This is a genomic window from Streptomyces tendae (genome assembly GCF_008632955.1).
Taxonomy (GTDB): Bacteria; Actinomycetota; Actinomycetes; order Streptomycetales; family Streptomycetaceae; genus Streptomyces.
In genome coordinates this window covers 1,536,356-1,548,141 of the sequence record NZ_CP043959.1, presented here as the reverse complement: position 1 = coordinate 1,548,141, position 11,786 = coordinate 1,536,356, and the positions used below count along the sequence as shown (strand labels likewise).

12 protein-coding genes and 2 pseudogenes are annotated in these 11,786 nt (G+C 68.9%); 4 read left to right on the top strand and 10 right to left on the bottom strand.

All coding sequences use genetic code 11. The features are described from left to right. Positions 1-299: 299 nt before the first annotated feature. Together F3L20_RS07305 and F3L20_RS07300 are read right to left on the bottom strand one after the other, a co-directional pair. Positions 300-2,621: a phage/plasmid primase, P4 family gene (locus F3L20_RS07305; RefSeq protein ID WP_150153161.1), complete on the bottom strand. Its 2,322-nt coding sequence runs from the start codon at positions 2,619-2,621 to the stop codon at positions 300-302. Positions 2,622-2,781: 160 nt separating this feature from the next. After that, positions 2,782-3,012, bottom strand: a complete 231-nt coding sequence (locus F3L20_RS07300) for a helix-turn-helix domain-containing protein (protein ID WP_150153159.1) — start codon at positions 3,010-3,012, stop codon at positions 2,782-2,784. A 1,004-nt stretch (positions 3,013-4,016) separates the two neighbouring features. Here F3L20_RS07300 and F3L20_RS07295 point away from each other — a divergent pair. Next, on the top strand, positions 4,017-4,214 hold the full coding sequence (locus F3L20_RS07295) for a hypothetical protein (RefSeq protein WP_150153157.1): 198 nt from the start codon (positions 4,017-4,019) through the stop codon (positions 4,212-4,214). A gap of 83 nt (positions 4,215-4,297) precedes the next feature. Then, positions 4,298-4,873 carry a hypothetical protein gene (locus tag F3L20_RS07290; RefSeq protein WP_240810856.1) on the top strand — a complete coding sequence of 192 codons (576 nt, stop codon included), beginning with the start codon at positions 4,298-4,300 and terminating at the stop codon, positions 4,871-4,873. A gap of 5 nt (positions 4,874-4,878) precedes the next feature. Here the strand turns inward: F3L20_RS07290 and F3L20_RS07285 are convergent, their stop codons facing one another. Then, positions 4,879-5,115: a GntR family transcriptional regulator gene (locus F3L20_RS07285; protein WP_167534486.1), complete on the bottom strand. Its 237-nt coding sequence runs from the start codon at positions 5,113-5,115 to the stop codon at positions 4,879-4,881. A 138-nt stretch (positions 5,116-5,253) separates the two neighbouring features. On the opposite strand from F3L20_RS07285, the gene F3L20_RS33935 reads away from it, so the two are divergent. Both F3L20_RS33935 and F3L20_RS34255 read left to right on the top strand, forming a co-directional pair. After that, the gene (locus F3L20_RS33935) at positions 5,254-5,409 is read left to right on the top strand and encodes a hypothetical protein (protein ID WP_167534485.1); all 156 of its coding nucleotides are present in this window, start codon (positions 5,254-5,256) and stop codon (positions 5,407-5,409) included. Between the two features lie 397 nt (positions 5,410-5,806). After that, positions 5,807-6,124, top strand: a complete 318-nt coding sequence (locus F3L20_RS34255) for a hypothetical protein (protein WP_206338868.1) — start codon at positions 5,807-5,809, stop codon at positions 6,122-6,124. Between the two features lie 113 nt (positions 6,125-6,237). On the opposite strand, the gene F3L20_RS07270 is transcribed toward F3L20_RS34255, so the two are convergent. The 7 genes and pseudogenes from F3L20_RS07270 to lepB all read right to left on the bottom strand — a co-directional run bounded on the left by F3L20_RS07270 (position 6,238) and on the right by lepB (position 11,783). Beyond that, the gene (locus tag F3L20_RS07270; RefSeq protein ID WP_150153155.1) at positions 6,238-6,912 is read right to left on the bottom strand and encodes a TRADD-N-associated membrane domain-containing protein; all 675 of its coding nucleotides are present in this window, start codon (positions 6,910-6,912) and stop codon (positions 6,238-6,240) included. Between the two features lie 110 nt (positions 6,913-7,022). Then, positions 7,023-7,829, bottom strand: a pseudogene (locus F3L20_RS07265) (DNA-processing protein DprA); the annotation flags it as partial. Beyond that, positions 7,826-9,448, bottom strand: coding sequence for a YifB family Mg chelatase-like AAA ATPase (locus F3L20_RS07260; protein WP_150153151.1), 1,623 nt, complete (start codon positions 9,446-9,448; stop codon positions 7,826-7,828). The gene F3L20_RS07260 and the pseudogene F3L20_RS07265, both read right to left, overlap by 4 nt. A gap of 1 nt (position 9,449) precedes the next feature. Next, positions 9,450-9,809: pseudogene (locus F3L20_RS07255) on the bottom strand (YraN family protein); the annotation flags it as partial. Between the two features lie 315 nt (positions 9,810-10,124). Continuing rightward, positions 10,125-10,433, bottom strand: a complete 309-nt coding sequence (locus F3L20_RS07250; RefSeq protein ID WP_003993268.1) for a DUF2469 domain-containing protein — start codon at positions 10,431-10,433, stop codon at positions 10,125-10,127. Between the two features lie 53 nt (positions 10,434-10,486). Next, entirely contained in the window at positions 10,487-11,014 is a 528-nt protein-coding gene (locus F3L20_RS07245; protein WP_150153149.1) for an NUDIX hydrolase, read from the bottom strand. Beyond that, positions 11,004-11,783 (bottom strand): signal peptidase I, encoded by a 780-nt coding sequence (gene lepB / locus F3L20_RS07240; RefSeq protein WP_150153147.1) that lies wholly within the window; start codon positions 11,781-11,783, stop codon positions 11,004-11,006. The genes F3L20_RS07245 and lepB overlap by 11 nt, the downstream gene beginning before the upstream one ends. Between the last annotated feature and the right edge of the window lie 3 nt (positions 11,784-11,786).

The following is an 11,786-nucleotide window of genomic DNA, read 5'->3' as shown; positions in this document are numbered from 1 at the left end:
GCGGCAACCCGCCGTGCCAGGTGTGCCATATGTGCCATATGGCGTGCGCACCGTGGTTCCGTCGCCTGGGAGAGCACGCCCCCTCATAAGAACCGAGTACGTTGCACGAGATATGGCACATATGGCACGTGGGGGTTCTCACCCCCTCTGGCCTGCGAGGCTTTCCCACCGCGCAAGCTCTCGTCATATGGCACGGCATATGGCACGAGATATGGCACGCCCGGGTTCCACATATGGCACGCGGCTGCGAGGTCGGCGCAGGGGTGGCCGTGTGCCATATGTGGCGTGCCAGATGACGGCTACTCGATCAGCGAGATTCCGGTGAAGTAGTGAACCGTCGGCTTGTTCCGGGGACGCTCCCGGCGGCTGCTGATGGAGTTCTCAGCGGCGATCAGTTGCTTCCCGAAGGTGGAAAGGCTCCCCGGCATGAACCCGCGTGCCTCGCACCACGACTTCCAGACCTCGAAGAGGTGGCTCTTCGGCACCTCCAGGTCGCTGCCGAGACGGCACCAGTCCTCCACGAACGCCTTGATCGGTGAGGTGGACTCCTGGAGCAGGGCGCGAGCGTCGCCCGACGCCTCGGGCTCAAGGAAGTACCCGCGCTTCGTCAGCCGGTCGAGCCCGTCGAGAGCCCAGCGCAGGATGGCCGGGATCTCCTGAAGGAGCCGACCCTTCAGGCCGGTGTCCTCCTGACCGAGGAACGACTTGTTCATGGTGAGGATGACGAACCGGCCAGCGATGGCCCCGGAGCTGTCGGCGAAGGCCGGAAGCTCGTTGGACTGGAGGACCAACCGGGCCGGGATGCGCCCGATCCACTGGTCACGGTTCTTCCGGTCCACGGTCAGGATGCCCTCACCGATCACGGACAGCAGCCGCTCAAGGATGACCTCGCGGTCACGCTTGGGAGAGCGGGCGTCGTCGATGATGGCCAAGGTCTTGTTGAGCATCGGCTGGAGGCCGAAGTTCGTGGCCAGGCTCGAAAGGGTCGGACCGGCAACGTTCTGCTTGCCGACGAGAGCTTCGAGGACGGTCGCGATGGTCCCCTTGCCGGACCGGGTGGGGCCGACCATCATCAACGCCTTCTGAAGGTCGGTCTGACCCGAGAGCACGTAACCGAACCACTCTTGCAGCGTCTCGACGGACTGCGCGTCGTCCGGCCAGATCGAGTGCAGGAACTTGAACCACTCGCCGGGCGCGGCGTCGCCGTCGCTGTAGTCGTACGGGAGCGACGTGGTGTTGAAGAAGGCCGGAGTGGGGGCCACCAGCTCACGGGTGCGGATGTCCAACAGCCCGTTCTGGAAGGCGACCATCCGGCCGGAGGGCCGGGCGTCGAGCCATGTTCCGGAGTCGGTCTCTTCGTCCAGAAGCGTGATGTTCTTGATGGCGCTGACGACGTTGTTGACGCTGGCACTGTTGGGGTCCCAGTCCTTCAGCAACGGCTTGTCGTCGTTCTCGCCCTTGTCGAGGAACTTGGCGTCCTCAAGGCGGTCCTGGATCTTGCTGCTGACCCACTGGCTTTCGACGTCGCGCCAGTGCGCACCGGTCCAGGACATCCAGGAGCCGCGCCAGCGGTGGAGTGTGCAGGCACCTTGGACGGTCCAGATCTGATCGAGGCAGAGCCGGGCAACCTTCACCGGCTTGAACGGAGAGGGCACGAGGTCGAGTCCTCCTGTGGTCTCGTTGGTCATCTTGCGGCCCTTCCGGCTCTCCTGGTGCCTGCGCCAGACGCTGTTGGCGGTCTTACGAAATGCGGTCGGGTGGTGGGGTCGGTCCGACACCTGGTCGGCTTCTTCGAGCCGCGCCCAGTAGGTGTCCCGATCGCCCTCGTGAAGCCGGGCGAGGTGACCCGCGACCTTGGTCAACCAGTCGTTGTTGCGCCCGGGGTCATCGGCGGGAAGCGCGAGGAGTTCCACGAGGCTCGTCGTGGACTTGCGGCCGGTCGCCGCCGACACTTGCGACGGACGGTGTTCGACCTCGCGGAGCGCTTCCACCCAGTCAGCCGGAAGCCAAGGCATCTCGTCGGGTGCCGGAACGTCGATCGCCTCCGCGTCCTCCGGGTCGTACCAGGCGTACTGGGTCCACTCGCCGGGTTCGTCGCCCGGTACGACCGAGGGCCAGACCATCGCGTACCGGTGGCCGTGCTGGACGATCTCAACGTCTTCCACCGGCTGACCGTCGAACTTGATGCCCTTGGGCACTCGGAACCACCTGATGCGCGCCGGTCCGTCCGGGTCGCGGCGGGTGCTCGACCAGGTGGCCGGAAGGGGGCTCAGGCCCTCACGCTCCGCCATGGCCCGAAGGTTCTCGGCTCCGCGCTTCTGCTTGCCGTCCTTGACGTACTGGTCGATATCGATGCCGATCAGACCCTCAGGGACGCGCAGCGCGATGTTCGCCGCCTTGTACTCACCGAGCCAAGCCGCGCACTGCGCGTCGGTCGGAAACTTGCCCGTCTCGCCCGTGAAGCCGGACGGCGGAAAGGTCTTCTTCTTGTACGGGATCGGCAACGTGCCGAGCCATCCGGCCGAGCGGTACAGCCCGTACGCCTGATAGGGGTTGAGGGCCAGGTCGGACGGCACTTGCGCCGGTACCAAATCCCGTGATGCACTCGTGGTGTTGGTCATTGCAGATCCTCTCTGGAGCCCCCGGGTTGGTTGGTCGCCGCTACCGGGGGCTTCGGTGTGTTCGGGGTGGGTTACTTCTGCGGCTGCTTGCCGAACAGGAGACGGAGGAGCCGCTTACGCTCTGACTCCGTCATAGGGCGCGCGTCCTTCGTGATGTCCATCAGGCCGACATCAGCTCTCGGGCCGGGCCGGTGACGAAGGCGTCCATCGGCGCGTTGAGGGCGTCGGCGATGGCGGCCAGCACTTCGACCGGAGGGGTCGAGCGGCCGTTCTCGTACATCGACACAGCGGTGAAGCTGCGGCCGAGTACGGCGGCCAGCTCGACCTGAGTCACACCACGCTCGCGCCGGATCTGGCGCAGCGCGTCAGGGTTGAAAGTGCGTGCAGGCATTGGGGTTCCCGTCGTCGGCATTGCGTGGGGTGCCGAACACGGCGGGGAACCTCGGCTCGCGCCGCATGAAGCGGGGGCCTGACCGGGGGCTGCGCCGCCCGGCTGGTACCAGGAGAGCATGGGATTTCAGCCCTGCGCAATTTGCGTGTGGAGCAAGGTGAAGGACGTCGGTGACTCGCTCCGCGGCTGTGACGGGAAGTATTAATTTCAATGACGAGAGGTAAGGCCGGCTAGCCCGTCGGGGGCCGACCTGACGCCTAGCCAAGTCAGGGTATTTAGGCTATACTTGAACTTGAGAGCGTTCATTGAGCTGTCGCTGCGGCCGGTTCAATCCCGGCTACCACGCTTGCGGTTGGTTTGGCTTTTTGGCACACCTACGAGTTTTCCAGGGTCATTCTTAGTTACCGCAAGAGCAGCGTCATCATTCACACAATTTCAAATCGCATGGCGGAGGTTGGCATGAAGGTTATCGAGTTTCTTATGTCAGCCGTGAGCGTCGTGGTTGGGTGGTCCCACGTGGCCGCAGCTGAGTGAACGGTCTCTGGCCAGAGGGGCATCCCGTGATGGGGTGCCCCTCTGGCGTGTGTGCGGCCGGGCCAGCGGTGCCGGGCATATATCGTCCCGGCCTCCCGTGGGGTCTCCGGCGGCCTCTCGTACCCGCCCGGGGCGTCCGGTCGTCCCCGCCAGCACGAGGCCCCCGGAGATACCGTCCCGGCTTTTATCCGCATCTGACGTTCCGTCACGTTATGATCTCCGTGGAGATCAATCCACCGCGCACCTCGGGGTCCGACGTTCCCCCGAGCAGCGGGCGGGCCCACGGGCTTCCGCCAAGCGTGCGGTTGTGTATGTCACCGACTGATGAGAAGAGGACGGCCAAGCCAGCCCTGGCCAGGCACCGAGAGCCCTGAACGTCGGCACGGCCTCAGCAAGACCACACGTAGACACGTGGTGGTCGGGCTGAGGGCTGCGTGCCGAGGTCCGATCACCGGGAAGGTTTTCGGACCGTGGAACTCTCTCTCGGTGTCAAGGTGCTGTTGCTCATCACCTGCACCCTCTTCTCCATGCTCGTCGCCATCGGAGCGGGCTGGCTCAGTCACAGGCCTGGGGCGCGCAAGCGCGACGGCATCCTCGTCGGGGGCTGCACCTTCGGCAGCAGCTTGACGCTGTGCCTCTTGGTGCTCACGTCGCTCGGCGTGCTGTGAACACGCGAGAGCCCGGAGGTCGACTCTCCGGGGCTTCGCCCGATTCACCCTCACAGCGTCACGCCCGTGCCTACGCTCACCCTGTGACGATCACACCGGTAACCCTCGCCCTGATCGTTGCCGGTATCGGACTGCTCGGGGCCGTCATCGGCACGGCAGGCACCCTGCTGTCGACCAGCCTCACCCAGCGCGCGACCCGTGACCGCGAGACCGAGTTCAAGATCTGGGAGCGTCGGGCCGACGCGATCGAAGAGGCGCATCGGAAGATGCTCGCGCTCGGCAACACGCGTGACACCGCCCGGTCCCGACGGCAGGTGCCCCGCGGCTTCAACCCGGAAAGTCTTGACCCAGGCCACCAGGATGACCAGTTCCGGTTGGTCGTCACCAAGCTGACGCTCTACACGACACCCGAGCTTGTACAGGCGTACAGCATGTCGAATAAAGCGTTTTGGAACTCACTGCGCCATGTCATGCAGCTAGAACTCGCGCTTGCAGAGACCGGCCCTGAGAGCGACAGGCCGAGAAGGCAGCGCAACATCAACACGGCGGTGGCCGCCGTCACCCAAGCCGTTGAGAAGTCAAAGGCGGCCGACGAGCGTCTTGAAGCGGCACTGCGTGATGCAGCCACGCTCGCCGCTCCACGGTCCCGGCGACGTTAGCCGGCCTACTTCGAGTCGGCGACGAACGTGCCCAAGCCCAGCTCGGTGCGCACCTTGCCGGTGTCGCGCAGGTGCGCGAGGGCCTTCTGGGCGGTGCTGGCCGCGATGCCGAACTCTGCGCTCAGCTCGACGATGCCCGGCACGCGGCTGCCCGGCGGGTAGGTCCCGTCGGCGATGCGCTGGCTGATGACTTCGGCCACCTGACGCCAGACCGGACGAGAACGGTCAAGATCGACACTCACCCCTCGACCGTACGATCACGCGGTGACCCCCGCTACCGCAGTCTTATGCGACATCGTGATATCGCGGTACAGTGCGATACCGCGATACCTGCTGGTCAGGACGACGAGGGGAACCCAATGGCCGGGTTAAGCATTCGGGTGTACAAGTACGACGCCGCCACCAAGGAGATGCGCGAGGTCAGCGCCCGGGAGTGGTCGGTCGACAAGATGCCGAACGTGCCGCTGATCGATACCCGGTGGCCCCTCTGCGAGTGCTACCGCTGCCAAGGCAACGGCTCCCCCGCGCGCCGCTGACCTAACTGCCCATCAACTACGCATAGGGCGACATGTCTTGGGCTTGTCACGCCCCACCTCGACATGAGGTACCATCGGTGACCGGAGGGCGGAAAGTTTCCCCTTCGCGCACCTGGGCGACCTGTGAATCACGCGGGACACCAGGACTACTCGTCAGCTACCAACGGCTGACCACGGTGTCTTCGCAGCCGCCGTGGTTCTGACGTGAGCTGGACGGAGTCGATGAGTAGCGACAGTTGACATGTGACTTGGCTGTACCGGGCCGACAAGTAGGCCCACTGCAAGACCGAGAACATTTGCGTACACGTCAGCGCAGGTGTCTCGACCCGAACCGAAGGGTTCGGATCGAGGCTGCCTGCGCACCCGATCCGACCCATGACAGGGAAGGTAAGGATCGGTGGACGGCACCGGTATCACCATCGATATTCTCACCGTCGCTGGCGTGGTCACTGCGCTGCTCATCACGGTGAAGAGCATTTTTGATCTGCTCCCCGACGTGTTCGGCTCGTTTGGCCGCGCACTCGAAGCCTGGCGGAAAATGCGGAAGGCCGACGACGAGTCGACCACACCCGAGGACGAGCCGGAGCCGCCGACGCCCCCGGCGGGTGCTGACGAGCCGCCTCAGGTTCTCCCGCCGCATACCGGGGACCGGCGTTCCCGCAGGGCTGAGGAACCGGACGGCCGGGGTAACGAGGAGCCGCCCATGGCCGCGTAGTGCCGTCCCGGGCTTACGTGGGGTCTCGGAGCGCACGAGACCCCGCCCCGGGGCACCCGGCCCGGCGGGCACACGAGAGGCCACGGGGGGTACCCCCCGTGGCCTCGTGCTTGTCACCGGTTGGAGCTGCCAGGCTCGGTCTCACCCAGCTGCCGGGTCTCTTGCCCAGGCAAGAGACGGTCGACCATCACCTCTGGGCTGGACTGCATGTCGAGCGCCTTCATCGCAGCAGCCGAGTTGAGCCGATCGCGCACCGCCGCGTCGTCGACGCGGTCGATGAAGGCCGTGGCGGTCTCCATTTTGTGGTCAAGATCGATCTTGATGTCCATCCGGTCGGCTTGCTCCGTGACGTGAGCCCTGGCACGTCGTGCATGCACCGCCAGCGCGCCACCCCCGCCCGTGATCAGTGCCCCCGTCAGGAACGTGACGATAGGCAGATAGCTGAGGTCCGGGTTCCCGGCGTGCACCAGACCCAGAACAGCCGCAGTCAAGATGATGGCCGAACCACCAGCCATGAACCAGACGCTCAGGCGCAACGTCCACTCGGCTTGCTTAAGCGAGTACTTCAGGAAGTCGAAGAAGAACTTCTGGCGTTGCTCAGCAAGGCTCTCGGCCTTCGGCTTCTGATCGGCATCTGGGCGAACGTGCTGGTCCCCGCCAACTTGAATGACGGCAGACCCGCTGACATTGCCGATGTGGACCGCACTGTGGCTCGTGATTCCTTCGTACTCTTCACGGGCCTCTACGGGCACCGCGTAACTCGGATCGTCCATGTCGTCTCTCGACATGCCATCCCCCCTCGACCTGGCCGCCGCTACTCCAACTTCCGTCAGAGTAGCGGCGGCCAGGGGGGTCAGGCGGCGATGGCCAGCCGGAACCGGATCGGAGCCAGAGCGGCACCCCCGGGCAGAGGCGTCGGTACCCCTATGGTGTGGCGCCCGAGCCGGCGGGCCGCGCGGGCGGTCACCAGGGAACCGCTGCGGTGGGCGGCCTCGACGACGACCGTGCCCCGGGTGAGCGCGGCGATCACGCGGTTACGGAGGACGAACCTGCTGGGGGTGGGATGCTCCCCCGGTGGCAACTCGCCGACCACCAGACCCTGTTCGGCGATCCGTCCGATCAGCCCCGCGTGTCCGCGAGGGTAGGGCCGGTCGACCCCGCAGGCGAGCACGGCGACGGTGGCGCCGCCCGCGCCCAGTGCCCCGCGGTGGGCGGCACCGTCGATGCCGTAGGCGCCGCCGGAGACGACGATCCAGCCCTTCTCCGCGAGTCCGGCGGCGAGGCCCGCCGCCATGAAGGCGCCGTACTCGGTGCACGCCCGCGCGCCGACCAGGGCGACCGAGCGCAGCGCCCACATCCGCAGGTCCGCGACGCCACGCACCCACAGGCCGAGCGGCCGGGCGTCGCCCAGGTCGTCGAGCTGCCCGGGCCACTCGGCGGCCCCGGGACACACGAACCGCACTCCCGCGTCCTGTGCGACGGCGAGGTCACGGCGCGGGTCGGCCCGCTCCGCCCGGGCGAGCATCCCGGCCCATCGCTTGGCGCTCGCGCCGGGCAGCGGCTCCCCGCGGTTCCTCAGCCGTCGGACCACGGCGTGCACCCCCAGCTCGCGCACCCAACGCCCGCCGGTCTCGTCACCGGGTTCGAGGACGCGGGTGAGGAAGACCCGGCCGAGCAGGTCCGCAGGGCCGGTCGCGGCGCTCATACGGCCGCTCCGATCGCCATGGGCACCCCGCGCGGGACACCGGTGCGCAGTTGCAGGGCGAGGGCGACGTCCGTGGCGTCGGGCCGGTCGTGGCCGGCCAGGTCGGCGACGGTCCAGGCGACCCGCAGCACCCGGTCGATCCCCCGCGCGGTGAGCACACCCCGCTCAAGGCTCCGCTCGGCCTCGTCCATGGCCCCCGGGGCGGCCTGCCAGCGGCTGCGCAGCTCCCTCCCGGGGATCTCGCTGTTGAGGCGCCACGGAGTGCCGTCGAACCGCGCCCCCGCGCGTTCCCTGGCCGCGCGCACCCGGTCGGCCACCGTCGCGGTGGTCTCACCCCGGGCGCCGGCCGCCGTCAGCTCGGTGCGGGTGACGGCGTCGACCTCGACCCTCAGGTCGACCCGGTCGAGCAGCGGCCCGGAGAGTCTTGCCTGGTAGCGGCGGATCGCCGAGGGCGGGCACTCGCAGCGGTCGTCCATCCGCGAGAAGCGTCCGCAGGGGCACGGGTTGGCCGCGAGCACCATCAGGAAGCGGGCCGGGAAGCGCACGACGCCCGCGCTGCGCGCGATGACCACGTGCCCGGCCTCCAGCGGCTGGCGCAGGGCGTCCAGCGCCTTGCTGCTGAACTCCGGCGTCTCGTCGAGGAACAGCACGCCCCGATGGGACAGGGACACCGCTCCCGGCCGGGCCGTCCCGGGGCCGCCGCCGACCAGTGCCTGCATGGTGGCCGAGTGGTGCGGGGCGCAGTACGGGGCCGTGTCGATCAGCGGCCTGTCCGGCGGCAGCAGACCCGCCACCGAGTGCACGGCCGTCACCTCGAGGGATGCCTGGCGGTCCAGAGGCGGGAGGACGGACGGCATCCGTTCGGCGAGCATGGTCTTCCCGGCACCTGGCGGGCCCTCCAGGAAGAGGTGATGTCCGCCCGCCGCGGCCACCTCGACCGCCGTGCGCGCCGAGTGCTGGCCGACGACGTCCGCGAGGTCGTGCCCCTGGTCGTACCGGCCCGGGCCGCCGCTCATGCCGGTGGCGGCTCCGCAGCCGAGGTCGCGCAGCCCCGCCAGCAGCGGGTCGGGCCGCTCCGGTTCCTGCGGCGCCTCCTCGGGCACCGGCTCGTCGGTGAGGACCGCGATGAGCTGGCGCAGGCTGCGGACGCCCAGCACGGACACCCCGGGCACCAGGGCGGCCTCGGCGGCGGCGCTCTCCGGCACCACCACCTGTTCGAAGCCCGCGTCGGCCGCGGCGAGCACCGCCGGCAGGATGCCCCGGACCGGCCGCACCCGGCCGTCCAGGCCCAGCTCGCCGATCATCACGATGTCGGTGAGGACGCGCGGGTCGATCCGCTCGGCGGCACCGAGGACGGCACAGGCGACGGCCAGATCGAAGCCGCTGCCGGCTTTCGGCACCGAGGCCGGGCTCAGTCCCACCGTGAGTTTCTTCTGCGGCCACTCGCCGCCGGAGTTGACGACGGCGGCCCTGACCCGGTCCCGGCTCTCCGTCAGGCTCTTGTCGGGCAGCCCCACCAGCGTGAACGCGGCGACCCCCGGCTCCAGGTCGGCCTGGACCTCGACGACCACGCCCTCGACACCGACCAGGGTCACCGAACACGTTCGGGCGAATCCCATGTCAGGCCACCCCCCGGACGTGCTCGACGACCGTTGCGCCGCGGGCCGGGAGCAGCACGCCGACCAGGTCGATGCGGACACCGCCGGGCGGCGCTCCGCCGTGTTCCTGGAGCCAGCGCTCCGCCAGGCCCCGCAGCCGGACCGCCTTGGCCGGGGTGACGGCCGCCATGGGGTGCTGGAAGGAGCCGGCCCTGCGGGTCTTCACCTCGCAGACGACCAGGGCGTCACCGTCCCTGGCCACGATGTCGATCTCGCCGGTCCTGCCGCAGCGCCAGTTGCGTGCCAGGACCGTCATCCCGGCCTGGGTGAGCCGCCGCGCGGCCAGCGTCTCCCCGTACCTGCCGAGCGCCCCACGAGCCCGCCCGCCGCCCGCCCGCCCGGCTCCGTGGCTCTGAAGCCCGCCGTACGCCCGAGCGACGCCGCGCGCCTCGGGTTCTCCGTACGCCTGCGGCCCGCCGCCCGCCCGGCTTCCGCCGCCCGGCTGCCCTCCGCCGCGTACCGGTTCGACACCGCCTGCCGGCTGCCCCTGGCGCGCCCGCTGTCCGTCGTGTGCCTGCTGTGCGTCCATGTCGGCACCACCTCCGGCGCCAACCGTCACGCATCCCGCCGATCATCGTCGGCCCAGGTGCACAACCCCGCGACTGTGGACAACTCCGTCACCCGCGAGGGTGAGGGATCACCCGCTGGGCAGTTCCAGGTCGCTCTTGTTCAGCTCCTCGATGTTCACGTCCTTGAACGTGAGCACGCGTACCTGCTTCACGAAGCGGGCCGGCCGGTACATGTCCCAGACCCAGGCGTCCGCCATGGAGACTTCGAAGAAGACTTCACCCTGGACCGAGTGGACCTGCATCTCGTAGTCGTTGGTGAGGTAGAAGCGCCGCTCGGTCTCGATCACGTATTTGAACAGACCGACGACATCGCGGTACTCCCGGTAGAGCTTCAGCTCCATCTCGGTCTCGTACTTCTCGAGGTCCTCGGCGCTCATGGCATGTTCCCCTTCAGCCGTGCGATCCCACCATTGTGCGCCAGTCCCGTCGGTCACCGGACGATTTCGGTGTCCAGGGTCACGGGCGCGGCCGGGGGGCCTTCGTCGAGCAGTCGCCGCAGCAGCCCGGCGAGCTTGGTCGGGTACACCGTCTCACGGGCCCGGACGAGTTCCGGACACGTCCACCAGCGTGCGCCGACCACGCTGCGCCGCTCCAGCTCGGTCAGGGCCGTCGCCGCGGTCGCCGTCTGGGTCGTGCGGGCCAGGAAGTACCACTCGTCCTGGTCCCACTGGCGGCCCGCGAACGGGAAGGAGCAGTGCCGCCGCCACAGCACGGGGCCGAGTTCGACGTCGGTGATGCCGGTCTCCTCGGCGAGTTCCCTGAGCGCGGCCTGTGCACGGGTCTCGTCGCCCTCCACGCCGCCGCCGGGCGTGAACCACCAGTCGGTGCCGGGGTCGTCCGGTTCGTGGCCGTGGAGCAGCAGGATGCGGTCCTGCGGGTCGAGCAGGACGACCCGGGCGACCCTGCGCAGGCCGCCCCTGTAGGTGTCGGGCGCGGCCGGCGGCGGGTCAGCGCCCACCGGTGCTCCCCGCGGCGCTCCGGGCGCGGGACGTGGCCGCGCGCTTGGCCAGGGGTCCGTAGGCGGCGCCCGCCAGCACCAGCACCGCGCCGCCGATCACCGCGGCGAGCACGGTCGGCAGCGGTCCGGGCGTGGAGAGCGGGCCGAGCCGTTCGAAGCCGGAGGGTGTGGCGAGCATGCCGTCCATCGGCCAGACCACGGCGTCGACCCGCGCCCGGACGGCGTCGCGCGCGACGGTGCCGCCGGCGGCGTCGGTCAGGTGGGCCGTGGAGTCGAGCGACCCGGAGCGCTCGTCACCCAGCAGGAACAACCGGCCCTTCGGCACGGTCACCTCGGGGAAGACGGCGGACCGGGCCATCGGGTCGTCGGGGAGATACGGTTCGTCGATCTCCTTGCCGTTGACCGTCAGCTTGCCGTCCTGGCAGCAGGCGACGGTGTCGCCGCCGACGGCGACGACCCGCTTGACCATCGGGGCGTTCGACCAGGTCGCGTCCTTGAAGACGACGACGTCGCCGCGGCGGATCTCGTCTCCGTCGACGCGCTCGGCGAGCACCCGCTCGCCGGCGTCGATCGTCGGAGCCATCGAGGTGGTCGGCACGGTGTAGGGGCGGTAGACCACCGCTCCCCAGGCGAACCCGCCGAGGAACAGCACCAGCCCGAGCGCGACGGCCACGTTGGACAGGACCTGCCCGGTCCGGCCGCTCCGTGCCCGGGCACCGTTGGAACCACCGTTGCCCGGGACCGTACGCGTCGTGCTCTGACCACTCATAGG

Coding starts and splice junctions, on each gene's coding strand:
- F3L20_RS07260 (WP_150153151.1), bottom strand. CDS start 9,448: ATGGGATTCGCCCGAACGTGTTCGGTGACCCTGGTCGGTGTCGAGGGC.
- lepB (WP_150153147.1), bottom strand. CDS start 11,783: ATGAGTGGTCAGAGCACGACGCGTACGGTCCCGGGCAACGGTGGTTCC.
- F3L20_RS07300 (WP_150153159.1), bottom strand. CDS start 3,012: ATGCCTGCACGCACTTTCAACCCTGACGCGCTGCGCCAGATCCGGCGC.
- F3L20_RS07305 (WP_150153161.1), bottom strand. CDS start 2,621: ATGACCAACACCACGAGTGCATCACGGGATTTGGTACCGGCGCAAGTG.
- F3L20_RS07250 (WP_003993268.1), bottom strand. CDS start 10,433: ATGAGCGCCGAGGACCTCGAGAAGTACGAGACCGAGATGGAGCTGAAG.
- F3L20_RS07270 (WP_150153155.1), bottom strand. CDS start 6,912: ATGTCGAGAGACGACATGGACGATCCGAGTTACGCGGTGCCCGTAGAG.